The organism is Flavobacterium orientale, assembly GCF_014638005.1.
Lineage (GTDB): Bacteria > Bacteroidota > Bacteroidia > Flavobacteriales > Flavobacteriaceae > Flavobacterium > Flavobacterium orientale.
In genome coordinates this window covers 96,322-122,958 of the sequence record NZ_BMFG01000007.1, presented here as the reverse complement: position 1 = coordinate 122,958, position 26,637 = coordinate 96,322, and the positions used below count along the sequence as shown (strand labels likewise).

Below are 26,637 nucleotides of genomic sequence, written 5' to 3'. Positions count from 1 at the left end.
CTTAGAATTTTTTATCAAATAAATCTACTACATCTTCTTCGTTTGGATTGAGGTTCCAAACGACCATTCCTAGTTTTTCTGCGGTATCGGTATTGTCTTTTCTATCATCAATAAAAAGTGTTTTATTGGGTTGTAAACCTTGTTTTTGGATTACAAATTTGAAAATATCTTCCGTTGGTTTTCGCATTCCTACTTCAAAAGAAAAATACACTTTTTCAAAACATTGATAGAAATCGCGGGCAAAAGAGATGCCTACTTTGTGTTCAAATTTTTCAATATGAATGGCGTCGGTATTACTCAGTAAAAATAAGCGGTATTTACCTTTTAGGTTTTGTAAAAATTCTAAGCGATACAGCGGAAAATCACCTAAAACGGCGTTCCATGCTTTCCGAATTTCATCTACAGAAGCATTGGGGAGGTGTTTTTGAAAACCTTCAATAAATTGGATTTCAGATATTTTTCCGATTTCAAATTTTGAATTGAGTTCGTCAAGATCTTGTGACCATTCTTTTAATCCTAATTCTTTAAAAGCTTTGGTAACCGCTTCTTTTTCGAGATTGATAAATACATCTCCAAAATCAAAAATGATGGCATTAATCATGATTTTTAATAATTAAAAGTTCGTCATCACCACATTTTATTCGGTCAAAGGGTGTTTTGTTTTCAAAATTCGGAGCTTTGATTCCTGATTGAAGTTTGAATTTACTTTTGAAAATTCGGGCTTCGTCCCAAAGATTCCAATCAATAAACTGTTGTATCGTTTTTGTTCCGCCTTCAATTATAACCGATTGTATTTCATGTTTATATAAAATTGCCGTTATGTGGTTTACAAGCGATTTATCAAAGATAGCAGATTCGTAGTAAATTTGATTAGTTGGATTTGAAATTTCTTTTTCTGTTATAACTATTGTTTTTGCTGCATCATTTTTTAAATGATAGTGATTTGGGATTTTATTTTCACGATCTACTACAATTCGAGCAGGGTTGTTGCCTTTCCAATCTCTCACATCCAGCTTGGGATTATCGTCTAAAGCAGTTGTAGTTCCTACTAAAACAGCTTGTTCTTCTGTTCGCCATTTGTGCACCAATTGTCTTGAATATTGATTGGAAATCCAAACCGGTCGGTTTTCCATTTTTTCTAACGGAGCAATAAAACCATCAGCAGTTTGAGCCCATTTCAACATGATATAAGGTCTTTTTTTCTGATGAAATGTAAAAAAGCGTTTGTTGAGTTCGGCACATTCCTTTTCTAAAACACCCACAATACAATTCCTTCCGGCATCTTGAAGTTTTTTTATTCCGTTACCGTCAACTTTAGCAAAAGGGTCTTTTGTTCCGATAACAATAGTTGGAATTTCATTAGTTACGATTAAATCACAACAAGGCGGTGTTTTACCAAAATGACTACAAGGTTCCAAACTTACATAGAGCGTAGCTTTTTTTAATAGCGATTTATCTTTCACGTTAGCAATCGCATGAACTTCCGCATGAGGTTCGCCAGCTTTTTGGTGCCAACCTTCTCCAATAATGGTGTTATTATATACAATCACACTTCCTACTAAAGGGTTTGGATAGGTAGTCCCCAGGCCATTTTTGGCCAATTGGATACAACGTTTCATATAGAATTCGTGCGTGCTCATCACACAAAAATAGTTTTTTAAGCCGATTGCACCAACACTAAAAAGATTAATCTTAACTTTGCTTTTTATTCCTCATTTTATGATTGCCATAGAGCCTATTCTAGCTTCTGATAATAAAGTAATTGCACAAATGATTCGTGCTATTTTGATAGAGCATAATGTTCCAAAAGTAGGAACCGCTTATGCGGATGTGTCGTTAGATTTTATGTATGAAACCTATTCAAAGCCAAAAAGCAGTTATTTTAAAGTTGTAAAAGACGGAAAAATAATTGGCGGAGCGGGAATAAGTCCGTTAGAAAACGGCCCCGAAGGTGTATGTGAACTTCAAAAAATGTATTTTTTGCCGGAAGCTCGAGGTTTAGGACTTGGGGCAATGATGATGGATAAATGTTTAGAAAAAGCTAGCGAATTTGGATTTAAGCAATGCTATTTGGAAACGATGCCCTACATGACTTCCGCTCAAAAACTGTATCAAAAGTATGGTTTTGTTTATTTAGATGCACCAATGGGCGATACAGGACATTGTTCTTGTCCGGTTTGGATGTTGAAAGAATTATAATTTAAGACTATACAATTTGCTTTTAAAAGAATATAAAGATCACTTTATTACTGCTTTAACTCCGGATTATGGTTTGGATGAAGCAAGTTCTTTTTTTTATTTAGTACTACACCATTTACATCAATTGCAACGAATTGATTTGGTGTTGCAACCCAATTTTCAGTTAAGTAATGAAGAAATTGTCGTTTGGAATGGTTTTTTAGAGCAATTGCTTTCCCATCATCCCATTCAGTATTTAATTGGAGCTACTTCTTTTTATGGATTGTCATTTCATGTAACTCCCTCGGTTTTAATACCCAGACCTGAAACAGAAGAATTGGTAGCTTGGATACTTCAAAATCATGCAGCAAAACCACCTATAAGCTTACTGGATATTGGCACCGGAAGCGGTTGTATTGCCATCAGTTTGGCACATCATCTTTCCAATACACAAGTTTATGCGATGGATATCAGTAGCAAAGCTCTGGAAATAGCCACATCCAATGCAGCATTGAATCAAGTTGAAGTTACTTTTTTAGAGCAAGATATTTTAAAAATAGAAAATTTGGGAAATCAATTTGATGTACTAGTTTCAAATCCACCTTATGTTCGTGAATTGGAAAAACAGGAAATCAAACCCAATGTTTTAGAACATGAGCCGCATTTGGCTCTTTTTGTTTCTGATGAAAATCCGTTATTGTTTTATAGAAAAATAGCTGAAATAGCCTTACGATCATTGACCCCTGAAGGGAAATTGTATTTTGAAATTAATCAATATTTAGGTGCAGAAACGGTTTCTTTATTACAAGAATTAGGTTTTAAAAACATACATCTTAAAAAAGATTTTATGGGAAATGACCGAATGATACAGGCGTCGCTTCGTTGATTATTCGTAACGCAGTGCTTCAATCGGATCCAGTTTAGCCGCTTTTATAGCAGGATATAATCCGGAAATTAGCGCCACTACAAAGCTGGTTGTTACGGCGGCAAAGATAGCTTTCCATGGAATTATAAACGCAAATTCCAAGAAAGAAGCAAACACAGAACCAATCAATATTCCGAGAATAATTCCGAGAAAACCACCCAATTGGCCAATTATAATGGTTTCTGTAAAAAATTGAAAAGCTATGGTTTTTCGTTTGGCTCCAAGGGCTTTTCTAACCCCAATCTCTCGTGTTCGTTCTGTTACCGAAACCAACATGATATTCATAAGAGCAATGGAAGAGCCAAAAATGGTAATAATTCCAATAACCCAAGCAGAAATACTTAAATAATCAGTGATCGAAAGAATTTTGTTAATGAGCTCATCACTTCTAAGAATGCTGAAATTATTATCTTCAATGGGGCTTAAATTTCGAATTTTACGCATCGAAATCACTGCGTTGTCCACAGCACTTTCCAGCAATTCTTTTTTATCTACCAGAACACTAATGTTATAATTGGTGTTGGGTTGCGAAAATAAAGAACGTGCGATTTGAAGTGGAATAAAAACTCTTAAATCCTGACTGTTTCCAAAAGTGGAACCTTTTTCTTTGAGGATACCAATTACTTTAAATTTTGCCCCTCGTATAGAAATGATTTTGTCAATGGGGTTGACATCTTTAAATAAACCCTTACTGAAATCTGAGCCTACTACACAAACATAGTTGTTGTTTTCAATATCAAAGCCGTTAAAATTTCGTCCGGAATCCAATTCCAAACCCGAGTTCGGCATAAAATTTTCATCTACACCCAAAATTGAAATTTCAGGATCTGTTTTTTGGTTTTCAAATTTCACTTCTGCATTGGAGGACGCTTGAAAAGAAAGGGAGGTATTCGTAAAAGGATAATTGTATTCGTCTTTAAATTGTTTGGCTTGCGGGTAAGTAATATTCGGATTTATTTTGGTGCGTTCCTGTCTTCTTCCACCGCCGCCGCCAACACGAACTTCCAAATCGTATAATCTCACATTGAAAGTGTTTGACCCCATGGATGAAAAGTCGCTGGAAATGGTATTTTCTAAAGCCGATACCACGGTCAAAATACTAACCAAAGCCGTAATCCCGATTGCAATAATTACAATGGTTAATATTGTTCGAAGCAATTGGGTTTTGATGGAGCCCAATGCAATTTTTATGTTTTCTTTTACTAAACTTGCCATACAAAGCATTTGTCACTAAATTACACTATTTGTTACAAGGTTTGTGTAGAATATTTAAAAAAGTAAGATATTTGCGGTGGGGATGGGGTTTGGAGTAAGGAGGAGGGAGTTTGGAGTAAAAAAGAGATAGTTGAATTACTAAATATAAATAAAATCATAATGGCTCAAAAACCGAGTATACCAAAAGGGACAAGGGATTTTTCACCGGCAGAGGTAGCAAAGCGAAATTATATCAGTTCAAAAATGAAACATCATTTTGAGTTGTACGGATTTCAACCAATAGAAACGCCTTCTTTTGAGAATTCTGAAACTTTGATGGGGAAATATGGAGAAGAAGGGGATCGTTTGATTTTTAAGATATTGAATTCGGGAAATTTTTTAGATAAAGTGCAACCTGAGTTACTTCAAAATTATAAACAGTTAACAAATAAAATCTCCGAAAAAGCACTTCGTTATGACTTAACGGTTCCTTTTGCGAGGTATGTGGTGCAACATCAAAACGAAATTGAGTTTCCGTTTAAGCGGTATCAAATTCAACCTGTTTGGCGAGCCGATCGTCCGCAAAAAGGACGATTTAGAGAATTTTATCAATGTGATGCCGATGTTGTGGGTTCCAAATCGTTATGGCAAGAGGTGGAGTTGGTTCAGTTGTATGATGCGGTTTTTACCGATTTGGGCTTGTTGGGTGTTACTATAAAAATAAACAATAGAAAACTACTTTCAGGTATTGCTGAGGTGATAGGAGCTTCTGATAAATTAATCGATTTTACGGTAGCTTTAGATAAGTTAGACAAAATTGGTGAAGAAGGTGTAAAGAATGAAATGTTAGCAAAAGGCATTTCGGCAGCCGCTTTAGAAAAAGTGCAACCACTGTTTCATTTTACCGGAACCCTTGATGAAAAAATAGAAAAACTTTCTAACTTGTTAGTTACTTCAGATGAAGGAATGAAAGGTGTAGCCGAGTTGCGATTTATTTTTGAAACCATTGAAAAATTAGGATTGCAATCCGCAACAGTTGATTTGGATGTAACTTTAGCTAGAGGGTTGAATTATTACACTGGGGCAATTTTTGAAGTTGCCGCTCCAAAAGTTGCTATGGGTTCCATCGGAGGTGGAGGGCGTTATGATGATTTGACGGGGATTTTTGGTTTAAAAAATGTGAGTGGTGTTGGTATTTCATTTGGTTTGGACCGTATTTACTTAGTGTTAGAAGAATTGGGTTTATTTCCTGAAACGGTTACTGCAACAACCAAAGCCTTGTTTATTAATTATGGTGAAAATGAAGCCTTTTATGCCAACCAAGCGGTGATGAAATTACGGCAGTTTGGTGTCAAGGCGGAGTTTTATCCGGATGCTGCAAAATTGGCTAAACAATTTCAGTATGCCGACAAACGCGGCATTCCATTTGCGGTTTTAGTAGGTGAATCGGAAATAGCCGCCCAAAAATACAGCTTGAAAAACTTGAAGACAGGAGAACAGCATTTGTTAAGTTTCGACGAACTTGTTGCATTTCTGACTTAAGCATTAGTTGCTTTTATTACAATAGAAAAGTCCCGCTATTGCGGGACTTTTCGTTGTTAAAAATCAATTATCTAAACCCTATATACAAATGACTTTTACTTTATATATTGTTGTAACTTACTTTGCTTTTCAAATAATTAAAAGGAAGATTTCAACGATTTAATTATGGTTACAAAACTACTTTTATTTTTCAGTAGCACGTCAAAATTAACAAATATATCGATGAAATGCGTGTTATTTGTAGTATATATAAGAAAAAGATTATTATATTGATTTAGAAATGTAATCAGTATTAATTGGTAAGAATATTGAAAATAAAAAAAGTCTCTGAAAATTCAGAGACTTTAGTAGCGAGACCGAGATTTGAACTCGGGTCCGCCTAGGCGGATATGAATCTAACGCTCTAACAAAAGAGCTGTATCTCCAGAATTACTTGTCTTCAAGTTCTTTGGTAATATTTGAAATAAAAATTCTTCCATTTCCGGTTTTGAGCCACTTTTCACGTTTCATTGCCTCGGTTTTTGAGTTATAAACTTCTAAATAGACTACTTTCCAAGGACGAAATTTAATTGTATATCCTTTTGTTGCAAGTTCATTATGACTTTTAAATCTATCGATTAATGACGAGGTGAATCCGACGTAGGTTTTATCAAACTTCTCAGAGTAAAGTATATAAACAACAAATTCCATATAACAAAAAAGTCCCCTTGTGGGGACTTTAGTAGCGAGACCGAGATTTGAACTCGGGTCCGCCTAGGCGGATATGAATCTAACGCTCTGACAACAGTACTGTTTCTCCAGAATTACTTGTCTTCAAGTTCTTTGGTAATATTTGAAATAAAAATTCTTCCATTTCCAGTTTTGAGCCACTTTTCACGTTTTATTGCCTCGGTTTTTGAGTTATAAACTTCTAAATAGACTACTTTCCAAGGACGAAATTTAATTGTATATCCTTTTGTTGCAAGTTCATTATGACTTTTAAATCTATCGATTAATGACGAGGTGAATCCGACGTAGGTTTTATCAAACTTCTCAGAGTAAAGTATATAAACAACAAATTCCATATAACAAAAAAGTCCCCTTGTGGGGACTTTAGTAGCGAGACCGAGATTTGAACTCGGGACCTTTGGGTTATGAATCCAACGCTCTAACCAACTGAGCTACCTCGCCATATTTTATTTTTATTTGAACTCTGGTCCGCCTAGGCGGATATGAATCCAACGCTCTAACCTACCGAAAATGTTAGGAGAGCTACTTCACCAAATTATCATTTCTGATAGCCCTTTAATGCGGGTGCAAATATATAATTAATATTAAAGGCTGCAAACATAATTTTATAAAAAATTTTATTTGCAAAAACCTTTTGTTTTTTGACACAATATTCAATATATTTCCAAAAAATTTAATACATGAGTTCAAAAGTACGTTACGAGATAGAATTCCCTATTAATTCATCGCCACAATTATTATATCAATATATTTCTACACCATCAGGGTTATCAGAATGGTTTGCGGACAATGTGAATTCAAGGGGTGAGTTTTTTACATTTATATGGAATGATTCCAAGGAGAAAGCTCGATTAGCTTCCAAAAAAACAGGAGAGCGAATTAAGTTTAAATGGTTAGATGACAATGATAAAGACACAGATTATTATTTCGAGCTCCGCATCATGGAAGATGAAATCACTAAGGATGTATCTTTAGTTGTTACTGATTTTTCTGAAGAAGAAGAATTAGATGAATCCAAACTTTTGTGGGAAAATCAAATATCAGATCTAAAACATGTTATAGGTTCTGTTTAAAAAAACTATAGAATGCCTTATATTTGCCCTGAATTTTTCAGGGCTTTTTTTATGATCAACCACAATGGCGTTTTAGTTACATCTGATTTTATTTTAGCAAACAACCGGTCCTTCTTATATGGTGATGGTGTTTTTGAGACATTAAAAATTGTTGATTCGAAAATTCTTTTCTTTGAATCGCATTATTTCAGGTTGATGTCTTCTATGCGAATACTACGAATGAAGATTCCTATGCAATTCACTATGGAATTTTTGGAACAAGAAGTTTTAAATTTAGCTAAAGAAAGCGGATTGACAAGTTGTAGAATTCGTTTTACGGTATACCGAAATGATGGTGGCTATTATACCCCTAAAGACTCCACAATATCCTATGTTATTCAGGCAAGTCCTATTGCAGAGAAATTATACCAATCAACAAACACCTCTTTTGAAGTAGAACTTTTTAAGGATTTTCATGTTTCAAACCATTTGTTATCTACTTTAAAAACAACATCCAAAACCATTCATGTTTTAGCGGCGATTTTTGCTCAAGAAAATGGTTATCATTCTTGCTTGATGATTAATGAATCCAAAAATGTAACTGAAGGTGTGAGTGGCAATTTGTTTATTCGATTTGGGACAACCATTACAACTCCTCCATTGAGTGAAGGATGTTTAAACGGAGTAATGCGAAAACAAGTTATGCAACTTATTGAGAAGAATGACGAACTTGAGCTGGTTGAAGCTCCTATTTCACCTTTTGATTTGCAGAAGGCAGATGAACTGTTTTTAACAAATGTGATACAAGGCATCCAATCCATCACAAAATACAGAAAGAAGACGTATGAAACTACAGTTGGGTCACTTTTGATAGAACAATTGAATGCGTCGATTCCCGTTAGTTAAGCATCGGATTTTCCGGAGCGTTTGACCAGATTACATATTCTCCGCCTAATTCAACAATTTGGTCTTTCCAAAAATCAATGGTTGGTTTTCTGAAAATGCCGTTTTTATAATTGTTATCTCTAACAATCCAGGAATTGGCTTGCATTTCTGTTTCAAGTTGTAAAGCATCCCAACCGGAATAGCCCAGAAAAAAACGAATGTTGTCTTTTTTGATAACTCCTTTGTTTAATAACTCTCTAGTGGTTTCAAAATTACCACCCCAAAAGATGCCATTTGAAATTTCGATACTATCAGAAATCAAATCAGGAACATTGTGGATGAAGTATAAATTGTCCTGTTCAACAGGTCCGCCATTAAATACGCTGAATTCCACTTCAATATCAGGAACCAAATCGTTAATGGTATATTCTAGAGGTTTGTTGAGGATAAAACCCACAGAGCCTTCGCTATTGTGATCAGCCAATAAAATTACGGAGCGATTGAAAGAGACATCACCAAATATGGAAGGTTCTGCAATGAGCAGTTGTCCTTTTTTTAGTTTTTCTGAAATCATTGCGTTGTAATTAAAAGTAAATTTAACGAAAAAAAATCTGGAAATCCAAATTTATAACAAAAAAAGCCACGTTTTAAACGCGGCTTTTTCTGTATATGAACTATAAATACTAGTTTACAGATCCTTCTAATTCTGCACCTGCTTTAAATTTAACTACGTTTTTAGCAGCGATTTTGATTGTCTTACCAGTTTGTGGGTTTCTTCCATCTCTAGCAGCTCTTTTAGAAACTGACCAAGATCCAAAACCTACTAATGATACTCTACCACCTTTTTTCAAAGTTTTTCCAACGTTACCTAAAAAAGATTCTAAAGCTAATTTAGCAGCTGCTTTTGTAATTCCTGCATCTGCAGCAATAGCATCAATTAATTCTGATTTGTTCATAATAATAGTTATTTAATTTGGTTAAACATTATGTTAATAGTAACAAATTTAATAGGAATTCCTTACCGCACAAGGATTTTCATGATTTTTCGCTTGTAATGTTGATAACTTTGTTTTTTTGTTGATAAAGGGATGCTATTCATCGGTATTTGCTTTAAAAAATCAATGTTTCTAGCCTCTCACAAGGCAATTGCGTTTGATGAAAAGACCATTCCGTTTAACAATTCTGCCGAAGACATGTTTTTCTTTCCGGGGAATTGAATTTGAATAATTTTAATAAAACCGTTTTTCACGGCAATTTTTATTTCTTTTTTGGAAGTTATAATTTGACCCGTTTTAAAGTCATGTTCTTCCATTTCAAAAGTTGCTTCATTAATTTTTATGTTCCATTCATGATTGTTATCTTGAAAAATGCACCAAGCAGTAGGATAGGGGCTCAAACCTCTAATTAAATTGACAATTTCCTCTCCTGATTGTTTCCAATCAATTTTACAATTATCGCGGTTCAATTTATAGGCCGTTTTTTGATTTGGATTTTCTGTTTGAATTGTAGTTTGCACATTGCCGTTCTCAATTAAATGCAACGTATCAATCATTGTTTGACTTCCTAACTCCATCAAACGGTCGTGTAGCTGTCCTGCATTTTCGTTACTTTTAATTGTTGTTTTGGCATTAAGAATCATTGCACCTGTGTCAATTTTTTCATCAATAAAGAATGTGGTGACACCGGTTTCAGTTTCACCATTAATAATTGCCCAATTAATTGGAGCTGCACCTCTGTAATTAGGTAAAAGCGATGCATGAAGATTAATGGTACCATATTTTGGTATTTTCCAAACCACTTCCGGCAGCATTCTGAAAGCCACTACAATTTGACAATTACCGTTTAATGCTTTTAATGTCGCTAAAAAATCTTCGTCTTTCAGGTTTGTTGGTTGCAAAATAGGCAGTCCTTTTTCTAAAGCAAACTCTTTTACGGCAGAGTATTTTATTTTTTGACCTCTTCCGGCAGGTCGGTCGGGAGCTGTGATTACCCCAACTACGTCAAAATTATTTTTTACTATTGTTTCTAAAATTCCCACTGCAAACTCAGGAGTTCCCATGAAAACAATTTTTAATTTTTCCATTTTTATTGTATTGAAAATTTATTATTTGAGCTGATTTTAATTTTATTTGAATCTAAAAGTTCCCGAAGGGTTTTTAAAATTTCTTCGTCATTCAAATGCGTTTTTAAAAGGAGTTCTCTCGATGTTAGCGGTTGTATTCTAAGTTCTTCTAAAATTAGTGTTGCTGACGAAACCATTTTATTAGTTGCTTTTTTTGACAAACAAACAGAGCAATTGCCACAGTTTTTTGAATAGGATTCACCAAAATAATGCAATACAATTTTTTGTTTGCAGGTAGTTGTATCAGTGATGTAATTTAAAACAGCTTCCAATTGTTGTTGTTTCACTTTATTTTGAGCCACCAAATGCTTACTAACACGATTGATTGTTCGGTCGTCTTCTCTAACTTCATTAAAAATGATGGTAGCATCATTTGATTTGGCTTTGTATGAAATAATTTCTTTGTCATTTAAAACAGTCAAAACTTCTTCAATTTTACTTTCATCACACGCTGCTTTTTTTGCGACTAAGGCTAGATTTATAGCAGTAGGCATATCATAAATACCGGGATAGGTCCTTAAAATTGCCATTATTATTGGTTCATAAACCGAATTTAAACTAATGAATCGAATTACTTCTTTACTTTCAATTAAAAATTGAATGCTTACTTTTTCTGAATATTCTTGTTTGAAAGTCAGAATACTTTGCCTGTCTAAAAATTGAATGCTGTTGAAAGTTTTGTTTACCGGCAACTCATATTTTACACAAAATTGATTTAAATTTAAATTAAATTGTTCATAAAGTCCTTCTCCGTAAGCAATTTGAAAATAGGTACACAATTTGACATATACTTTTTTTACAAAATCGATGTCGGGTAAATTGTTCAAAAATTGTTTTCTGGCAGTCAAAATATCAGAAGGATGATACAACAATGCTGCTACAGATTGGTTTCCATCTCGACCAACGCGACCGGCTTCCTGATAATAGTTTTCTAAATTCTCAGGAATTTGAATGTGGATGACTGTTTTTACATTCGGTTTGTCGATTCCCATTCCAAAAGCATTTGTCGCAACAATAATGGGCGTTTCTTCCTTCATCCATTTCAAACGGTTTTTTTCTTTCACCGATTTTTGTAAACCACCGTGATAAAAAGTAGCCTTGAAACCCAACTGATTTAATTGGTCTGATATTTCATGACACATTTTTCTGTTTCTGACATAAACAATTGCAGGTTCCAGTTTGTTTTTCAGTAATTGTTCGATTTGAAAAAATTTATCTTCTGTTTCAATAACAGCATATTTGATATTTTCTCTTGCAAAAGATATTTGGAAAAAATTGGGAGTGTTTAGTTCTAAATTTTCAACAATATCTTTTTTAACTCGTTCCGTAGCAGTAGCCGTTAAAGCAATAAACGGCACTTTTGGAAAAAATACTTTGAGTGTGTTGCATTTTAAATAGGCCGGTCTGAAATCATGTCCCCATTGTGAAATACAGTGAGCTTCGTCAATAGCAATAAGAGCGAGTGGCAAGTTTTTTATTTTTTCCAACACCCAATCTTGTTGTAATCGTTCGGGCGACATGTATAAAAATTTGTAATTGCCATAAACACAATTATCCAATAGTGTTATGATGTCATCGGTTGAAAGTTCACCTGTGAGTGCCATTGCTTTGATGTTGCGTTTCATTAAATTCTCCACCTGATCATTCATCAAAGCGATAAGAGGTGAGATTACTAAACACAACCCGTCAGTTACAAGGGTTGGCACTTGAAAGCAAATAGATTTGCCTGCTCCTGTTGGTAACAAAGCAAACGTGTCATGTCCCGCTAAAACAGAGGCGATAATTTCATCTTGCGGTTTTCTAAACGAATCAAAACCCCAATATTTTTTTAGTACTTCAAGACTTTCAGACATCTTATTCCTTAGAAATTTCATCTAAGATAAAGAGAATTCTATTATTTATCGAATCTTTTGGAACTTCTATGAGATTATAGCCAAATTCTTCGTAGGTTTCTTTTAAGTGATCGAAGATTAAATTGGCTTGATCAAAGTTTTCATAACGGTATTCGTCCGAAGTATAAATTTCTTCCCAAGGCGGTAATAGAAATATTTTAGAGTAGCGTAATTCTTTACAACTATCGTTAAAGGAACTTGGATAACTATCGCCAATATAATGCATATAGGCCAAAACATCCGGCAAGCCTCTATCTAAAAAGATTATAGGAGCTTTTTCTGAAACAGCGGCTTCAAATTGTTTTTTTCTACCTTCAAGAAGCAGTTCGCTAAATAAAAGTGAGTTGTTTAAAAAAAGCTGGTCGATTCCTTTTTTTCGAGCATCTTCGGTAATTTCTCTTGAAATTTCGGGATAGCAAATATGGCCCTCTTTAATCAATTGATTAATCAAAGTTGTTTTTCCAGTTCCAGGTCCACCCGTTATGACAATTAGTTTTGGTTGCATTTCAAAAGAGAAAGAAGTGGACAAAAATAGAGAAACAATTCGTTTAAAAACAAACATTTTCTAAACTTTAGTTTTTCAAAACCTTTCGGAAATACCATTTAAAATCTCGTAACTCTATTGATTTTTAGAGCGTTCTTTGCGTCCTTTTCAGATTAACATTACAAAAAAAAGGATGAAAAAATCATAAAAAATCACAATTCAAAAAAGGGACACTTCATTTATTAAATCATTACTGTATATTTGCGTATAATTGTTACTACGATGGATGAAAAGACTGAAGCGTTTTATGAGCGTTTAAAAGAAGAATTACGAACAACTTCCGAATGGCCAGGCCTTTATTTATTCAAATTTATTGTTCCAACCGATAAAAACAAAATAGTAGAAGTTGAAACTGCATTTGATAATTTAGGTGCTGTAATTCGAACAACGCAATCAAAAAACGGCAAATTCACCAGTGTTTCCATCAATGTTGAAATGCAAAGTCCTGATCAGGTGATTGAAAAATACAAAGCTGTTTCTACCATTGAAGGCATAATTTCTTTATAACTTACGACTTATGAATACCAATAAGCAAGCTAATGATATTGTTCATGTATTGGAATACAATGCAGAGCGAACGCATTTGATGATTCCTGAATATGGAAGACATTTGCAAAAATTAATAGACCAAGCATCACAAATTGAAGATAGAGAACAACGCAATAAAGCGGCACGTTATATCATCAAAGTAATGGGAGGCTTGAATCCGCATTTGCGAGATGTTCCTGATTTTCAGCACAAGTTATGGGATCAACTTTTTATTATGTCTGGTTTCAAATTAGAAGTTGATAGTCCCTATCCGATTCCTACCAGAGAAGTTATCAATCTTAAACCTGAGCGATTGGATTATCCGCAAAAAAATCCTAAATACCGTTTTTATGGTAACAACATCAAATATATGATTGATGTAGCCAACAGTTGGGAAGATGGTGATTTAAAAAGTGCTTTAATAAAAGTGATTGCCAATCACATGAAGAAGTCCTATTTGAGTTGGAATAAAGATACCGTTGAAGACACGGCAATTTTTGATCATTTGGTAGAACTTTCAGGCGGGAAGATTAACCTTCATCACAGTTCAGAGGAATTATTAAACACTTCCGATTTGATGCGAACTAATAAAAAAGTATCAAACAAAAACATGCCCTCCAATCCAAAAATTCAAAGCAATACTTCTTTTAAAAAGAAAATCATAAAGGCAAAACCTTTCAAGAAAAACAGCAATCCGGGAACAAACAATAAACCATCATAAATCGGTAGTAAATCTATGGGAACTTTCAAAATTGAAGGCGGTCACAAATTAAAAGGTGAAATCACGCCACAAGGAGCAAAAAATGAAGCATTACAAATTTTGTGTGCGGTTTTATTAACCTCAGAAAAAGTCACTATAACAAACATACCGGATATTATTGATGTAAACAAACTAATTACTTTGTTAGGTAATTTGGGTGTCAAAATGCAAAAAAACGGTCCGGGCTCCATCACCTTTCAAGCTGATGAAGTGAATGTTGGTTATCTTGAAACCGAAGCTTTCAAAAAAGAAGGCGGTTCTTTGCGTGGCTCCATCATGATTGTAGGGCCTTTATTGGCTCGATTTGGTAAAGGATACATACCAAAACCTGGAGGTGACAAAATTGGAAGAAGAAGATTGGATACTCACTTTGAAGGATTCATCAATTTAGGAGCTAAGTTTCGCTACAACCGAGAAGACCATTTTTATGGTGTTGAAAACAGCGGTCGTTTGAAAGGTGCTTATATGTTGCTTGATGAAGCTTCAGTTACCGGAACGGCAAACATTGTTATGGCAGCGGTTTTAGCTGAAGGTAAAACCACTATTTACAATGCAGCATGTGAACCTTATTTGCAGCAATTGTGTTCCATGCTAAATTCTATGGGAGCAAAAATTAGTGGTGTAGGTTCTAATTTATTGGTTATTGAAGGGGTTGAATCTTTAGGTGGTTGTTCACATCGCATCTTGCCGGATATGATTGAAATTGGAAGTTGGATTGGCTTGGCCGCGATGACCCGAAGTGAGATAACTATTAAGAATGTGAGTTGGGATAATTTAGGAGTTATTCCTAATGTTTTCAGAAAATTAGGAATTACGTTAGAACGTCGTGGTGATGATATTTATATTCCGGAACACAAAGATGGTTATGAAGTAAAAACAGACATTGATGGCTCTATATTAACTATTGCCGATGCACCCTGGCCTGGATTTACGCCTGACTTATTAAGCATTGTTTTGGTTGTTGCCACACAAGCCAAAGGCGATGTTTTAATTCATCAAAAAATGTTTGAAAGCCGTTTGTTCTTTGTTGATAAATTGATTGACATGGGAGCCAAAATTATTTTATGTGATCCACATCGTGCTACTGTAATTGGTCATAATTTCCAATCGCAATTAAAAGCTACGGTGATGTCATCTCCTGATATTAGAGCCGGAATTTCTTTACTAATTGCCGCTTTATCAGCAAAAGGAACCAGTACTATTCAAAACATCGAACAAATAGACAGAGGATACGAAAGAATAGACGAACGATTGCGAGCTATTGGAGCTCATATTGTTCGTGTTTAATAACTACAAAACCCCGACTCATTTCTGAATCGGGGTTTTTAAATTTAACTTATTAACTTATTAAAATCTATATCCTAAAGTAACATTTGCTTTAAAATCGATTTCGGAATTATTCTAATACGCTTAAGAGTTGAAGGCCTAACATGATGCCATCCGTACCAAAAGAACTTCCGTTAAATGAACGAACGTAATCCAAGCGAAGCAATTTGAATTTTCCAAAACCTAATTTGTCTAACCCCACACTAAATTCTCGATAAGGTTTGTTTTCAGGGGTTGCTAATTGGTGGTATCCCACAATCAAAGTTGATTTTAATTTATTGAGTAAAGGGATTTTATTCATGATGAATCCGTCAAAATTATGCTCTATATGCGTTTCGATATAGCTATCGTTTGTGCTATGTGTATAATAGGGTAACAAATTAAACACATTCAGATACCTGTTTTGTGAGCTGATTATAATTTGATTTCCATTAAAATGTCTGTAATCCACAAACGAAATTTCATCAGCATTAAAAAACTTTCCACTTTTAAGGTTAAAAGCAAAAGTTCCTTTGTTTGAAAAGGTTTGTTCGTAACTCACTCTTGCTGCAATAAAATCATAATTGTATTTTGATTCATTTCCTGCAAAACCTTTTTCATAACCAAAAAACAGTGTTGGAAATTTATCATTTGAAATGTTATATTTTCCATCAGGTCTAGAGAGGTATTTTTGTCCAAAATTTACTCTAGCATTTAGATTCGCTTTTATCAAATTGTGTTTTTCAATTCCGGGATTTATAAAATCATCAGGATTTAGCGGGTTGTTTGAAATGAACGTTTTGTCATTATTTATAAATACATAATCGGAGTTATTGAACAACGGTTTTCGTTCAGAGTATTCAAGACTAGCGGAAGCATACAATCCATTTGTTATTTCTTGTCCAAAGCTTGCTGCGGCAAAACTTTTCTCAAATAGCTTCATGTAATTTTCTTTTAAAAAAAGACTTACTAAAGTATTTCCCAAATTAGTGATGGGTTTATTTTGATTGAATTGTACCGCTTCTTTTCCGGCAGTTATCGATATAAAACTATTAGTTTTAGCATTGAGTCGGCTTCTGAAAAAACCGGTGGCTCTTAGTTTATTTTCGGCAAAACCATAATTTAAATTAGTGCCAAAAGTGGTGAATTTTCTGCTGTCTTCATCTCGTTTGGTATAGGTTACATTAGTAGATAAATTCCAACCTTGAACGGTGTTGTAATGCGGAATTTTAATTAATCCGGCATAATTAATCCGCCAGTTTTTTTCTGAATTTTGATAGGAATATCCCGTAAGTAATTTTTGTAGTTTGAATTTATTGTTTTTTCCATCTATAGAATCCAAATATGGTTTTGATTTTCTAACCAGTTGAATACTGTCTTTTTTTAAATAATCTGACACTTCTTCCTCCGTCAAAGGAACAGGTCGACTTTCATTCCAATAGGAAGTTTCTTTTTTGTTGGCTTCGTCTTCAAAACTAAGAATTTCTCGGGTAAACGTTTTCTTTTCAAAACTTTCTTTGAAGTCATAATTACTGAAAACGTGTGTGAATTTTCCGTTGAAAGTAATTCCAAAAGCACCTGCGTCAAAGGCTAAACTTTGTACATTTTTGGCCCATATTTTGTTTGTTGCGTTGTAACTGAAATTTTGATTTAATGACATTGTATTTACAAACTCCTGTTTCATTCGATATCCTTTGGTTTGTAAGTCGATACCGTAAATTGCCCAAGTGTCTTCTACGATAAAAATATAACCTTCAAAAACTGGTTCTACATCTCTCTTTGGAATCACTTTTATTTTGTTAATCAAATGATTGTATTCATCATAAAAAGTGCCTTCTAAACTGTATTTGTAATACGAAAAAGCATTGTCAGCAATAGGTGAAATGAGATTTGCACCTAATTCAACCGAATTTTCATAAAAATCAAATCGGGTTCCTTGTGCGGTGTTGTAACTAAATCCGTTGTTGTTTCCACTAACTTTTGAAGCCAATATTCTTTCCTTTAAGTTATCGGGTTTTTCAAAAGTGATTTTTGAAACGGTTTCAGAGAGGTAAATAATACCGGTTCCGGTTGAATCCAAAGCTCCGTCAAAGTCGCCAATTTCCTGACCTAATATTTTTTTAGGAGCATTTTTCAATTTAAATATCCCTTTAGAATAAAAATCGGCTGTAAATCTTCCGGTTTTATCTGAATTTGATTTTCTTGCTGCAATTGCATTTCTAATTATAGGATTAGCCGGATTTTCTTTTGAACTCAGCACCACTTCACTTAAATTATAATTTTCTTCCAAAAGAATAACATCATATTCTAATGGTATTTTTGTTATGTCTATTATGTGTTTTTGAGTTTTAAAACCTAAATATTGATAAATGATTGCCACTTTTTCACGATTTTGAACGGCTAATTCATAATGACCTTTCTCGTTGGAAGTAGTTCCAATGTAGGTATTTTCAATATAAATGTTGACAAAGGGCAAAGGGTTTCCATTAACATCTTTAATAGTGCCTTTTACTTGTGAGAAGCCGTTAAAATTAAAAGCAAATAGTATAAAGAATAATAAAAAAGAATATAGATAAGTTGATTGGGGGTTGTTTTTTTTCATGAAGAAGGGTTTAATTTAAATCAAGCTTTGAATGGCGAGTGTATAACTTTGTAGCCCAAAACCAACAATAATTCCTTTGGCATTAGGAGCAATATAGGATTGATGTCTGAAAGATTCTCTGGCAAAAGTATTGGAAATATGTACTTCAATTACCGGAATTTCGATGGCTTTAACGGCATCACCAATTCCTATAGAAGTATGAGTATAAGCGGCAGCGTTAAGTACTATTGCATCAAAATTAGATGCCGATTCTTGAATTTTTGTAATTAACTCACCTTCAATATTACTTTGAAAATAGTCAAGTGTCACCTCATTAAATTTCTCTTGAAGCGTTTTAAAAAATGATTCAAAAGTAGCCGTGCCATAAACATCAGGTTCTCTTTTTCCGAGAAGGTTTAGATTGGGTCCGTTAATAATTATAATCCGCATTTTGTTTGATTTTAAGTAAAAGTATCAAAAAACCTGAAAGATAAATTACAATATTAATTTATTATTAACATTTATTGTTGGACGAAAACTTAATTTTAGCCTTTAACTAAACAAAAATCAATGAAATTAAAACTAACCTTACTTGTTTTGTTGTCTGTGTTTCTTACGCATGCGCAAAATGATTATCTCACTTATGATAATCTTACAAAAAAATTAAAAGAGATTGAGTCAAAAAACAGTTCTGTAAACTTAAAATCAATAGGAAAGAGTAGTGGCAATAAAGATATTTGGCTGGTTACTCTATCTGCGTCAAAAACTCCGAAACCGGCTCTACTTATTACGGCAGGAATTGATGGTAAACACCAAGCAGGAACTCAAATTGCAGTAAATTTGATAGAACAACTACTTCAAAATAAGCAACTTTATTCCGATAAAACCATTTATATCATTCCATCAGTAAGTCCGGATGCAATATCTTCTTTTTTTGCAAAAGTAAAAGTAGAACACAGTGGAAATGCAACCCCAACTGATGATGACCGCGACGGAAAAATTGGTGAAGATCCATTTGAAGATTTAAATAACGACGGTTGGATTACCCAAATGCGAATTGAAAGTATTGACGGAACTCATATTGTTAGTAGTGAAGATTCTCGTTTGTTAGTTAAGGCAAATGCTTCAAAAAATCAAATAGGAAAATATAAATTACTTAGTGAAGGTATTGATAATGATAAAGACGGAAAATTCAACGAAGACAGTTCTGCGGGTGTAAACATTGATAAAAACTTCACTTTTGATTATCCTGCATTTGAAAATGGTGCCGGTGTTTATGTTGCTTCAGAACCCGAAGTAAGAGCCTTATTGGATTTTTTATATACCACGCCTTCTATTTATGGAGTTGTTACTTTTGGTTTGTCTAATAATTTATCAGAAGCACCTAAGTTTGATTCTAAATTAGCTTCAACCCGAATTGTAAAAGGTTGGTTAGAAAATGACATCAAAGCCGCAGAACAGGTTTCAAAACTCTACACCGAAAAAGCCGGAATAAAAGACGGTCCAAAAACGCCAATGACCAAAGGTAATTTTGCTCAAACGGCCTATTATCATGCCGGAAAATTCAGTTTTTCAACTCCGGGATGGTGGATTCCTAAAGAAGTGGTGAAGAAAGACTCCACCGAAACTAAAGTGGAGCTCCCTAAAAAAGGCGAAAAAGAGGAAGTGAGTCCAGAATTGCAATTTTTAAAATGGGCTGATAAAGAACAATTAAAGAACGTCTTTGTGGAATGGACCGCTGTCAAGCATCCTGATTTTCCAAATCAAAAAGTGGAAGTAGGAGGAATAGTGCCTTATGCTATGTTGAATCCACCGGTTTCTTATTTGGAACCTGTAGTTGCTAAACATGCAGTATTCATAGAATCACTTTTAGCTGCAATGCCAAAAATTGAAACAACCCCTCCTTTAGTTGAAAAAGTTCAAAATGATTTATTTCGTGTAACGGTAACAGTAGCCAACAAAGGATTATTACCAACCTATGCTTCCATTGGAGATAAAGTGCGATTTACTTCTCGTATGAAAACCGAATTAAAATTAAACAAAGGCCAAACTATGATTTCCGGTAGAAAAATAGCCTTGCGGGATGCGTTGCAAGCTGATGAATCAGAAACGCATACTTGGTTGGTTTCCGGTTCAGGTAAAATTACCATTTTAACCGGATGTGCAACTGCAGGAGTAAAAGAACTAATTGTTGAATTGAAGTAAAAGAAAGACATATGAAAAAATATATAATAAGTTTCATCAGTTTAGTACTTTTTAGTGCTACAATGGCTCAAAATAAAGAAATAGCACCCGAAGATTTAAACGGAATGCGAGCAATCGGTTCCCCGGCAAATCCAAAAGTAAGGATGTCATGGGATCGCTATCACGATTATGCACAAATCACTAAATTTTGCAATGATTTAGCAAAAGCCTATCCTAATTTAGTTTCGGTTTCCTCTATAGGGAAATCTTTTGAAGGCCGCGATATTTGGGCTTTGACCATTACCGATACAAAAACCGGAAAAGAAAAAGAAAAACCGGCTTTTTATATTGATGGTGGTATTCATGCTAACGAATTACAGGGCGTTGAGGTTTCAATGTACACGGCTTGGTATTTGGCAGAGAGTTTTCAAACAATTCCTTTTATTAATCGTTTGCTAAAAGACAAGGTATTTTATATACTTCCTACTATTAGTCCGGACTCTAGAGAACATTTTATTTATAAACCCAATAATTCCAATACCTCGCGTTCGGGAATGCGTCCTTTTGATAATGATGGCGACGGATTGGTGAACGAAGATTTGTTGGATGATTTAGATGGTGATGGCAACATTGTTATGATGCGAAGAAAATCGAAAACCGGTCGTTGGAAAATAGATCCAAAATATCCAAGCAGAATGATTATGCTTCGAGGCGATGAGATGGGTGATTATGAAATGTTAGGATATGAAGGAATAGACAATGATGGAGATGGATTGGTTAATGAAGATGGCGAAGGTACTTATGATCCCAACAGAGATTGGGCTTGGAATTGGCAACCCGATTATGTACAACGAGGAGCTTTATTTTATCCGGGAACTTTACCTGAAACAAGAGCTGTAAAAGATTTTGTTGTTAACCATCCGAATATTGCAGGAGCTCAAAGTTATCACAATTATGGAGGCATGTTTTTACGTGGTCCCGGTGCCGCAGAAGACGAAGGATTGTTCAGTAGAGAAGATGTTGCTGCTTATGATGTAATTGGAAAATTAGGCGAACGCATGATTCCGGGCTATAATTATTTTGTGTTATACAAAGATTTATATACCGTTTATGGAGGAGAAATTGACTTTTTATGTTTAACACGCGGTATCTTTACTTTTAGTAATGAGTTGATGACCTCCTATAAATTATTCAATCAAAAAGCAGCAACGGGAAGATGGGACAATGATGAATTTAATGAATTTGACAAATACTTACTCTTCGGCGATGGTTATGTGGAATGGAAACCCTTCAAACATCCACAATTTGGTGATATAGAAATTGGTGGACCTAAAAAGAATTACATCAGAAACCATCCGGGTTTTATGTTGCAAGAAGACGCCCATAGAAATATGGCTTTCACACTTTATCATGCATATCAAACACCAAAATTAGAAATTGTAGCAATTAAAACCGAAAAACTTTCAGGTGATATTACTGCTGTAACAGCTACAATCATGAACACACGAGTGATTCCGACACATTCTACTTTTGATGTGAAAAATAAAATAGAACGACCTAACGCCATTACCTTAAAAGGGGCCAATGTAATTGCAGGTATGACCGTTGAAAATGAAGATTTAAATTTATTCACAGAACAGCAATTTCAACCAGCTTCCATTCAAGTGCCAACCATTAGAGGAATGGGCAACGTTAAAGTTCGTTGGTTAGTGAAAGGCAATCCTAATGGAGCTACCGTAGAAGTCAATAGTGCCAAAGGCGGTGTTGTTACTTCAAAAGTTTCCAATTAAAATAAAAAAGTAAAGGCTGTGAATTTTCACAGCCTTTCTTATTCCTATTAAATGTATTAAAATCGGTAACCAACAGAAACTTGAATTACTCTGTTTTTAATTTCAGCATCGCTAGTTGTATCTGTTAGACCCAAAACATACCTGCCTTGAACAAATACGTTATCCGTAATTTGAAAGCCAAGACCACCCACTGCTGCAAAGTCAAATGATTTGGATTCAAATTGGTCATTTAGATTATCATTCATTAAAAATGAGAATTGCGGACCGGCTTCTAAACTTAGCTTTTCAGAAATTAAATAAATTTTAGCTAAAACAGGTACGGTGATATAATTGAAGTTAATATCTTTAATATTTTCTTCATTTACTTTTGCTCCTTGAGAGGAGTATAAAACTTCAGGTTGAATGGATAAGTTTTCCAATACTTTGAATTCGACCAATCCACCAAAATGAAAGCTGGTGTAAGTATCTAATCCACTTACATCATCTCCGTCTAAGCTCGCAAAGTTAGCTCCTGCTTTAACCCCAAATTTTAAAAATTGTGCATTTGCTGTAGTATGCATCAAAAATGCTATGCTACAAATAAGAAAAATGTTTTTCATATTTAATAATTTTATTTTGTTGAATGATTTTATAACGAATAAATATCTATAAAATTATTAATGTTAAATTATTGAATAATTCTAAATGTTAATAAAATTGTTGACAACTGCGAAATACTCAATAAAACAAGTCTTTTAATAAGATATATATTTGTTTTACTAATTTTAAACAATTAAAAAATGAAAAAAATCATGTTATCAATTTTAGCAGTCGTAGCCTTTGGTACTGCTAATGCTCAAGATGTTACTTTTGGTGTTAAAGCCGGAGCTAACTTTTCAAATTTTACCGGAGATTTCGACACAGACGGTAGAACAGGTTTTTACATAGGAGGTCTTGCTGACTTTGCTATTTCAGAAAAATTTCATGTACAGCCAGAGTTACTTTACTCTATGGAAGGTGGTGACACTGATGGTTTTGATGCTGGTGTTAATTATTTAAGAGTGCCTATTATGGCTAAGTATTATGTAGCTGAAGGATTCAGTTTACAAGCGGGTCCATCTGTTGCTTTTAAAATTGGAACAGTAGAGGAAGAGTTTGATGAGGCTGTTAAATCTATTGATTTTGGTTTAGGGTTAGGTGCTGGATACGAATTATCTGGTGGTTTGTTCTTTGACCTTAGATATAATTTAGGTTTAGCAAACATTAGTGATATTGAAGGAGCTGATGCAAAAAATACTAACCTACAAGTTGGTTTAGGCTATAGATTCTAATTCAAATAGAATTATGCTAAAAACCACGCTTAGGCGTGGTTTTTTTATGAATAACTTTTATATTTGTTGCAACTTAAAAATATAAACATGAAAAAAATTATTGTTTTTAGTATTGCTTTGTTTTCTTTCGGAGTAGTTCACTCACAGGAGCCTGTTTATGGTGTTAAAGGCGGAGCCAATTTTTCAAATTTTAGTGGAGATGCAGATTCTGATATGCGAACCGGCTATTATTTTGGTTTTTTAGCTGATTTTACAATAAGTGAAAAGTTTCACCTTCAGCCCGAGGTATTGTATAGTATTGAAGGTGCAGATGACGAAATTGATTTAGGTATTAATTACATTAAAGTGCCCGTAATGGCTAAATATTATGTAGCGGATGGTTTTTCACTTCAAGCCGGACCTTATTTATCTATTTTAACTTCAACCGTGGAAAGAGATTTTAAAGATTCCGTTAAAACATTAGATTACGGTTTGGGATTTGGTTTGGGTTATGAATTTAAAAACGGACTACTAATTGATGGACGATTTAATCTGGGATTAGCAAATATTTATGATGGAGAAGGTTCTGCTTCTGTTCAAAATAGAGCTATTCAAGTTGGTTTAGGTTATCGTTTTTTCTAGAAAATAATTTTTTAATAAAAATAATCCGTTACTAAAGTGAATCAGTGCTTTTGTAGCGGATTTCTTTTTTTTGTTAAATTGCTATTATTTTAATTACTGTAAGTATTTGATTATTGTTTTTTTTGTAGTATTGCACTTTAATTTTTAAAAAATATAAAATGAAAAAAATTCTTTTATCAGTTGTAGCCTTAATGGCATTCGGGTTAAGTAATGCACAAGAAGTTTCTTATGGTGTCAAAGGTGGTTTAAACCTTTCAAATTTGACAGGAGATGTTGAAGATTCTAAATCATTATTTGGTGCTCATGTTGGTGCTTTTGCAGAAATTAAAATTACAGATAAATTTTCTGTTCAACCGGAATTGCTTTTTTCAATGCAAGGAGCAAAGCAAGAGTTTACTTATTTTGAAAGTTTTGAAGGTTTTACTATTGAAGAAACTGAACAAACAACCATTAAATTGGGTTATTTGAATTTACCAATTATGGCAAAATTTTATGCAACTGAAAACTTTAGTTTGGAAGCTGGACCACAAATTGGTTTTTTATTAAGTGCAAAAGTTGACTTTGAATATACTTACAGAGAGACTTTTGAGGGTGTAACTGAAGTTGAAACGGAATCTGGGTCTGTAGATATTAAAGACGAGGTGAAATCAATTGATTTTGGTTTTGGATTCGGAGCTGCTTATAAATTTACTGAAAATTTATCTGTTGGAGCACGTTATACACTAGGATTGTCTTCAATAGCTAAAGATTTTGAAGGAGAATCAGCTGATATAAAAAATAATGTTTTGCAAGTTTCTATAGGTTATAAGTTTTAATATTTAAATTGAATTAAAATGAAAAATATATTTTTATCATTGGTAGCTGTTTTTTGTGTTGTAATTGCTCAAGCCCAGACTAATGTCGATCAATCTAATTCGTCTGGTTTTGGAGCAAAAGGGGGCATTAATATTGCCAATTTTGTGGGAGATGATGCCGGAAGTTCAAAATCTTTTGTAGGTTTTAATTTTGGGTTATTTGCTGAATTTAAATTAAGTCAAAAATTATACATACAACCAGAATTGTTATATTCTGCACAAGGAGCAAAAGAAGATTTGACCATTGAAGGTATAGATTTTGATGCAACTTTAAAAGTTAATTACATTAATATACCCGTAATGTTTAAGTATTATGTTGCTAATGACTTCAGTTTAGAAGCAGGACCTTATGTTGGGTTTCTAACTTCTGCTAAAGTTAAAGTTGAATCGTCTATTGGTTCTGGAACCGAAGACGCTAAGGATTTTTTCAAATCAACTGATTTTGGTCTTGGGATTGGATTTAATTATGATGTAACCCAAGCAATATTTCTTAATGCAAGGTATTCAGCAGGTTTAGCTCAAATTGGCGATACTGACACTGACGATAACGATGTTAAAAACTCAGTACTTCAATTTGGATTAGGATTTAGATTTTAATACCTATTATTCTATCATTCAAAACCACGTATTTTTTACGTGGTTTTTTTATTGCGATAAAATAGCGAACTTTGGCTCATGAATTGGCAATCGTATATTAAAAGTTTTCAGTCGTATTTAAAAATTGAAAGAGGTTTATCAAAAAATACCATTGATAACTATTCTTTTGATTTGTTTCGGTTGACTCAATTTTTAGAAATACATGAAATAAAAACCAATCCCATCACTATTTCTGAAGAGCAGATTCAAGAATTTATTTATGCCATTTCAAAAGAAGTGAACCCTAGATCACAAGCCCGAATGATTTCCGGTTTAAAAAGTTTTTTTACCTATTTGATTTTTGAAGATTATCGAAAAGACAATCCAATGGAATTAATAGAAACACCCAAAACCGGAAGAAAATTACCTGACACTTTATCCATGCAGGAAATTGATACGCTAATTGGAGCTATCAATTTATCCTTGCCGGAAGGTGAACGCAATAAAGCGATGTTGGAAACACTTTACGGTTGTGGTTTGCGAGTTTCGGAATTGATTACACTCAAAATATCCGATTTGTTTTTTGAAGAAGGTTTTCTTAAAATTACCGGAAAAGGTAACAAGCAGCGGTTTGTTCCGATTGGTACAACTACACAAAAGTTTATTGAGCTTTATAAAAATCATATTAGAACACATGTATCTATTCAAAAAGGACATGAGGATACGTTGTTTCTTAACCGAAGAGGAAAGCAACTTACCCGAGCGATGGTTTTTACGATCATTAAAAATTTAGCTGTAAAAATTGATTTAAAAAAATCCATTAGTCCGCATACTTTCCGTCATTCATTTGCCACACATCTTTTAGAAAACGGTGCCGATTTGCGTTCCATTCAATTGATGTTAGGCCATGAGTCCATCACAACTACAGAAGTTTATGTGCATTTGGATCGCAAGCATTTGACACAAATTGTGAATCAATTTCATCCGAGGAAGTAGTTTCTGTTGTCGGTTTTCTGTTGTCGGTTTTCGGTTTTAGAATCCTTGACTAAAAAAAATGACCTGCAT

28 protein-coding genes and 1 tRNA gene are annotated in these 26,637 nt (G+C 34.0%); 15 read left to right on the top strand and 14 right to left on the bottom strand.

What is annotated here, in order from left to right; genetic code table 11:
- Position 1 precedes the first annotated feature (1 nt).
- Together IEV15_RS10320 and ribD are read right to left on the bottom strand one after the other, a co-directional pair.
- Positions 2-601, bottom strand: coding sequence for an HAD family hydrolase (locus tag IEV15_RS10320; protein WP_188362441.1), 600 nt, complete (start codon positions 599-601; stop codon positions 2-4).
- A complete protein-coding gene (ribD, locus tag IEV15_RS10315; RefSeq protein ID WP_188362440.1) occupies positions 594-1,640 on the bottom strand; it encodes a bifunctional diaminohydroxyphosphoribosylaminopyrimidine deaminase/5-amino-6-(5-phosphoribosylamino)uracil reductase RibD in 1,047 nt (348 codons plus the stop codon). Before ribD ends, IEV15_RS10320 begins: the two co-directional genes overlap by 8 nt.
- A gap of 79 nt (positions 1,641-1,719) precedes the next feature.
- Between ribD and IEV15_RS10310 the strand changes: the two genes are divergently transcribed.
- Positions 1,720-2,199: a GNAT family N-acetyltransferase gene (locus tag IEV15_RS10310; RefSeq protein WP_188362439.1), complete on the top strand. Its 480-nt coding sequence runs from the start codon at positions 1,720-1,722 to the stop codon at positions 2,197-2,199.
- Between the two features lie 16 nt (positions 2,200-2,215).
- On the top strand, positions 2,216-3,064 hold the full coding sequence (prmC, locus tag IEV15_RS10305) for a peptide chain release factor N(5)-glutamine methyltransferase (RefSeq protein ID WP_188362438.1): 849 nt from the start codon (positions 2,216-2,218) through the stop codon (positions 3,062-3,064).
- Here the strand turns inward: prmC and IEV15_RS10300 are convergent, their stop codons facing one another.
- The gene (locus tag IEV15_RS10300; RefSeq protein ID WP_188362437.1) at positions 3,065-4,318 is read right to left on the bottom strand and encodes an ABC transporter permease; all 1,254 of its coding nucleotides are present in this window, start codon (positions 4,316-4,318) and stop codon (positions 3,065-3,067) included.
- A 159-nt stretch (positions 4,319-4,477) separates the two neighbouring features.
- Here IEV15_RS10300 and hisS point away from each other — a divergent pair, with 159 nt between their 5' ends.
- The gene (gene hisS / locus IEV15_RS10295) at positions 4,478-5,839 is read left to right on the top strand and encodes a histidine--tRNA ligase (RefSeq protein WP_188362436.1); all 1,362 of its coding nucleotides are present in this window, start codon (positions 4,478-4,480) and stop codon (positions 5,837-5,839) included.
- Between the two features lie 429 nt (positions 5,840-6,268).
- Here hisS and IEV15_RS10290 read toward each other — a convergent pair whose 3' ends face one another.
- The 3 genes from IEV15_RS10290 to IEV15_RS10280 all read right to left on the bottom strand — a co-directional run bounded on the left by IEV15_RS10290 (position 6,269) and on the right by IEV15_RS10280 (position 7,009).
- Entirely contained in the window at positions 6,269-6,529 is a 261-nt protein-coding gene (locus IEV15_RS10290; RefSeq protein ID WP_188362435.1) for a GIY-YIG nuclease family protein, read from the bottom strand.
- Positions 6,530-6,642: 113 nt separating this feature from the next.
- On the bottom strand, positions 6,643-6,903 hold the full coding sequence (locus IEV15_RS10285) for a GIY-YIG nuclease family protein (RefSeq protein ID WP_188362434.1): 261 nt from the start codon (positions 6,901-6,903) through the stop codon (positions 6,643-6,645).
- A gap of 32 nt (positions 6,904-6,935) precedes the next feature.
- Positions 6,936-7,009: transfer RNA gene (locus IEV15_RS10280), tRNA-Met, on the bottom strand.
- A 239-nt stretch (positions 7,010-7,248) separates the two neighbouring features.
- Here IEV15_RS10280 and IEV15_RS10275 point away from each other — a divergent pair.
- Together IEV15_RS10275 and IEV15_RS10270 are read left to right on the top strand one after the other, a co-directional pair.
- Positions 7,249-7,641 (top strand): START-like domain-containing protein, encoded by a 393-nt coding sequence (locus tag IEV15_RS10275; RefSeq protein WP_188362433.1) that lies wholly within the window; start codon positions 7,249-7,251, stop codon positions 7,639-7,641.
- Positions 7,642-7,653: 12 nt separating this feature from the next.
- A complete protein-coding gene (locus tag IEV15_RS10270; RefSeq protein WP_308418845.1) occupies positions 7,654-8,526 on the top strand; it encodes an aminotransferase class IV in 873 nt (290 codons plus the stop codon).
- On the opposite strand, the gene IEV15_RS10265 is transcribed toward IEV15_RS10270, so the two are convergent.
- From IEV15_RS10265 to IEV15_RS10245, 5 genes are all read right to left on the bottom strand, one after another.
- On the bottom strand, positions 8,519-9,079 hold the full coding sequence (locus IEV15_RS10265) for a YqgE/AlgH family protein (RefSeq protein ID WP_188362432.1): 561 nt from the start codon (positions 9,077-9,079) through the stop codon (positions 8,519-8,521). The two genes, IEV15_RS10270 and IEV15_RS10265, sit on opposite strands and share 8 nt — an antisense overlap.
- A gap of 109 nt (positions 9,080-9,188) precedes the next feature.
- Positions 9,189-9,461: an HU family DNA-binding protein gene (locus IEV15_RS10260; RefSeq protein WP_188362431.1), complete on the bottom strand. Its 273-nt coding sequence runs from the start codon at positions 9,459-9,461 to the stop codon at positions 9,189-9,191.
- Between the two features lie 179 nt (positions 9,462-9,640).
- Entirely contained in the window at positions 9,641-10,588 is a 948-nt protein-coding gene (fmt, locus tag IEV15_RS10255) for a methionyl-tRNA formyltransferase (protein WP_188362430.1), read from the bottom strand.
- A 2-nt stretch (positions 10,589-10,590) separates the two neighbouring features.
- Positions 10,591-12,480 (bottom strand): RecQ family ATP-dependent DNA helicase, encoded by a 1,890-nt coding sequence (locus IEV15_RS10250; RefSeq protein ID WP_188362429.1) that lies wholly within the window; start codon positions 12,478-12,480, stop codon positions 10,591-10,593.
- A gap of 1 nt (position 12,481) precedes the next feature.
- Positions 12,482-13,024 (bottom strand): AAA family ATPase, encoded by a 543-nt coding sequence (locus IEV15_RS10245; protein ID WP_188362490.1) that lies wholly within the window; start codon positions 13,022-13,024, stop codon positions 12,482-12,484.
- Between the two features lie 261 nt (positions 13,025-13,285).
- Between IEV15_RS10245 and IEV15_RS10240 the strand changes: the two genes are divergently transcribed.
- The 3 genes from IEV15_RS10240 to murA are packed head-to-tail and all read left to right on the top strand — an operon-like array spanning position 13,286 to position 15,638.
- Complete coding sequence (locus IEV15_RS10240; protein WP_188362428.1) at positions 13,286-13,570, top strand: DUF493 family protein; 285 nt, start codon at positions 13,286-13,288, stop codon at positions 13,568-13,570.
- Between the two features lie 10 nt (positions 13,571-13,580).
- On the top strand, positions 13,581-14,312 hold the full coding sequence (locus IEV15_RS10235) for a DUF4290 domain-containing protein (RefSeq protein WP_188362427.1): 732 nt from the start codon (positions 13,581-13,583) through the stop codon (positions 14,310-14,312).
- Between the two features lie 15 nt (positions 14,313-14,327).
- On the top strand, positions 14,328-15,638 hold the full coding sequence (gene murA / locus IEV15_RS10230) for a UDP-N-acetylglucosamine 1-carboxyvinyltransferase (protein ID WP_188362426.1): 1,311 nt from the start codon (positions 14,328-14,330) through the stop codon (positions 15,636-15,638).
- Between the two features lie 109 nt (positions 15,639-15,747).
- On the opposite strand, the gene IEV15_RS10225 is transcribed toward murA, so the two are convergent.
- Both IEV15_RS10225 and aroQ read right to left on the bottom strand, forming a co-directional pair.
- Complete coding sequence (locus IEV15_RS10225; protein WP_188362425.1) at positions 15,748-18,258, bottom strand: DUF5686 and carboxypeptidase regulatory-like domain-containing protein; 2,511 nt, start codon at positions 18,256-18,258, stop codon at positions 15,748-15,750.
- A 15-nt stretch (positions 18,259-18,273) separates the two neighbouring features.
- Positions 18,274-18,687: a type II 3-dehydroquinate dehydratase gene (gene aroQ, locus IEV15_RS10220; protein WP_188362424.1), complete on the bottom strand. Its 414-nt coding sequence runs from the start codon at positions 18,685-18,687 to the stop codon at positions 18,274-18,276.
- Positions 18,688-18,807: 120 nt separating this feature from the next.
- On the opposite strand from aroQ, the gene IEV15_RS10215 reads away from it, so the two are divergent.
- The gene (locus IEV15_RS10215) at positions 18,808-20,442 is read left to right on the top strand and encodes a M14 family metallopeptidase (protein WP_188362423.1); all 1,635 of its coding nucleotides are present in this window, start codon (positions 18,808-18,810) and stop codon (positions 20,440-20,442) included.
- Positions 20,443-20,453: 11 nt separating this feature from the next.
- Positions 20,454-22,211, top strand: a complete 1,758-nt coding sequence (locus IEV15_RS10210; RefSeq protein WP_188362422.1) for a M14 family metallopeptidase — start codon at positions 20,454-20,456, stop codon at positions 22,209-22,211.
- Positions 22,212-22,267: 56 nt separating this feature from the next.
- On the opposite strand, the gene IEV15_RS10205 is transcribed toward IEV15_RS10210, so the two are convergent.
- Positions 22,268-22,810: a porin family protein gene (locus IEV15_RS10205; protein WP_188362421.1), complete on the bottom strand. Its 543-nt coding sequence runs from the start codon at positions 22,808-22,810 to the stop codon at positions 22,268-22,270.
- Between the two features lie 180 nt (positions 22,811-22,990).
- Between IEV15_RS10205 and IEV15_RS10200 the strand changes: the two genes are divergently transcribed.
- From IEV15_RS10200 to xerD, 5 genes are all read left to right on the top strand, one after another.
- Complete coding sequence (locus IEV15_RS10200; protein ID WP_188362420.1) at positions 22,991-23,521, top strand: porin family protein; 531 nt, start codon at positions 22,991-22,993, stop codon at positions 23,519-23,521.
- A gap of 87 nt (positions 23,522-23,608) precedes the next feature.
- Entirely contained in the window at positions 23,609-24,142 is a 534-nt protein-coding gene (locus tag IEV15_RS10195; RefSeq protein WP_188362419.1) for a porin family protein, read from the top strand.
- Between the two features lie 158 nt (positions 24,143-24,300).
- Positions 24,301-24,957 carry a porin family protein gene (locus tag IEV15_RS10190; protein ID WP_188362418.1) on the top strand — a complete coding sequence of 219 codons (657 nt, stop codon included), beginning with the start codon at positions 24,301-24,303 and terminating at the stop codon, positions 24,955-24,957.
- 18 nt (positions 24,958-24,975) lie between these two features.
- Positions 24,976-25,593, top strand: coding sequence for a porin family protein (locus tag IEV15_RS10185; protein ID WP_188362417.1), 618 nt, complete (start codon positions 24,976-24,978; stop codon positions 25,591-25,593).
- A gap of 78 nt (positions 25,594-25,671) precedes the next feature.
- On the top strand, positions 25,672-26,568 hold the full coding sequence (gene xerD / locus IEV15_RS10180; protein ID WP_188362416.1) for a site-specific tyrosine recombinase XerD: 897 nt from the start codon (positions 25,672-25,674) through the stop codon (positions 26,566-26,568).
- Positions 26,569-26,637: the final 69 nt, after the last annotated feature.

Bases quoted from the DNA above. Each gene is read 5' to 3' on its own strand.
- murA (WP_188362426.1), top strand. From the start codon at position 14,328: ATGGGAACTTTCAAAATTGAAGGCGGTCACAAATTAAAAGGTGAAATC.
- IEV15_RS10290 (WP_188362435.1), bottom strand. From the start codon at position 6,529: ATGGAATTTGTTGTTTATATACTTTACTCTGAGAAGTTTGATAAAACC.
- IEV15_RS10185 (WP_188362417.1), top strand. From the start codon at position 24,976: ATGAAAAATATATTTTTATCATTGGTAGCTGTTTTTTGTGTTGTAATT.
- IEV15_RS10310 (WP_188362439.1), top strand. From the start codon at position 1,720: ATGATTGCCATAGAGCCTATTCTAGCTTCTGATAATAAAGTAATTGCA.
- IEV15_RS10225 (WP_188362425.1), bottom strand. From the start codon at position 18,258: ATGAAAAAAAACAACCCCCAATCAACTTATCTATATTCTTTTTTATTA.
- IEV15_RS10235 (WP_188362427.1), top strand. From the start codon at position 13,581: ATGAATACCAATAAGCAAGCTAATGATATTGTTCATGTATTGGAATAC.
- IEV15_RS10210 (WP_188362422.1), top strand. From the start codon at position 20,454: ATGAAAAAATATATAATAAGTTTCATCAGTTTAGTACTTTTTAGTGCT.
- xerD (WP_188362416.1), top strand. From the start codon at position 25,672: ATGAATTGGCAATCGTATATTAAAAGTTTTCAGTCGTATTTAAAAATT.
- IEV15_RS10270 (WP_308418845.1), top strand. From the start codon at position 7,654: ATGCCTTATATTTGCCCTGAATTTTTCAGGGCTTTTTTTATGATCAAC.
- IEV15_RS10240 (WP_188362428.1), top strand. From the start codon at position 13,286: ATGGATGAAAAGACTGAAGCGTTTTATGAGCGTTTAAAAGAAGAATTA.
- IEV15_RS10320 (WP_188362441.1), bottom strand. From the start codon at position 601: ATGATTAATGCCATCATTTTTGATTTTGGAGATGTATTTATCAATCTC.
- IEV15_RS10275 (WP_188362433.1), top strand. From the start codon at position 7,249: ATGAGTTCAAAAGTACGTTACGAGATAGAATTCCCTATTAATTCATCG.
- fmt (WP_188362430.1), bottom strand. From the start codon at position 10,588: ATGGAAAAATTAAAAATTGTTTTCATGGGAACTCCTGAGTTTGCAGTG.
- IEV15_RS10265 (WP_188362432.1), bottom strand. From the start codon at position 9,079: ATGATTTCAGAAAAACTAAAAAAAGGACAACTGCTCATTGCAGAACCT.
- IEV15_RS10245 (WP_188362490.1), bottom strand. From the start codon at position 13,024: ATGCAACCAAAACTAATTGTCATAACGGGTGGACCTGGAACTGGAAAA.
- IEV15_RS10190 (WP_188362418.1), top strand. From the start codon at position 24,301: ATGAAAAAAATTCTTTTATCAGTTGTAGCCTTAATGGCATTCGGGTTA.
- IEV15_RS10215 (WP_188362423.1), top strand. From the start codon at position 18,808: ATGAAATTAAAACTAACCTTACTTGTTTTGTTGTCTGTGTTTCTTACG.
- ribD (WP_188362440.1), bottom strand. From the start codon at position 1,640: ATGAGCACGCACGAATTCTATATGAAACGTTGTATCCAATTGGCCAAA.
- IEV15_RS10250 (WP_188362429.1), bottom strand. From the start codon at position 12,480: ATGTCTGAAAGTCTTGAAGTACTAAAAAAATATTGGGGTTTTGATTCG.
- IEV15_RS10260 (WP_188362431.1), bottom strand. From the start codon at position 9,461: ATGAACAAATCAGAATTAATTGATGCTATTGCTGCAGATGCAGGAATT.
- IEV15_RS10285 (WP_188362434.1), bottom strand. From the start codon at position 6,903: ATGGAATTTGTTGTTTATATACTTTACTCTGAGAAGTTTGATAAAACC.
- aroQ (WP_188362424.1), bottom strand. From the start codon at position 18,687: ATGCGGATTATAATTATTAACGGACCCAATCTAAACCTTCTCGGAAAA.
- IEV15_RS10205 (WP_188362421.1), bottom strand. From the start codon at position 22,810: ATGAAAAACATTTTTCTTATTTGTAGCATAGCATTTTTGATGCATACT.
- IEV15_RS10200 (WP_188362420.1), top strand. From the start codon at position 22,991: ATGAAAAAAATCATGTTATCAATTTTAGCAGTCGTAGCCTTTGGTACT.
- hisS (WP_188362436.1), top strand. From the start codon at position 4,478: ATGGCTCAAAAACCGAGTATACCAAAAGGGACAAGGGATTTTTCACCG.
- IEV15_RS10195 (WP_188362419.1), top strand. From the start codon at position 23,609: ATGAAAAAAATTATTGTTTTTAGTATTGCTTTGTTTTCTTTCGGAGTA.
- IEV15_RS10300 (WP_188362437.1), bottom strand. From the start codon at position 4,318: ATGGCAAGTTTAGTAAAAGAAAACATAAAAATTGCATTGGGCTCCATC.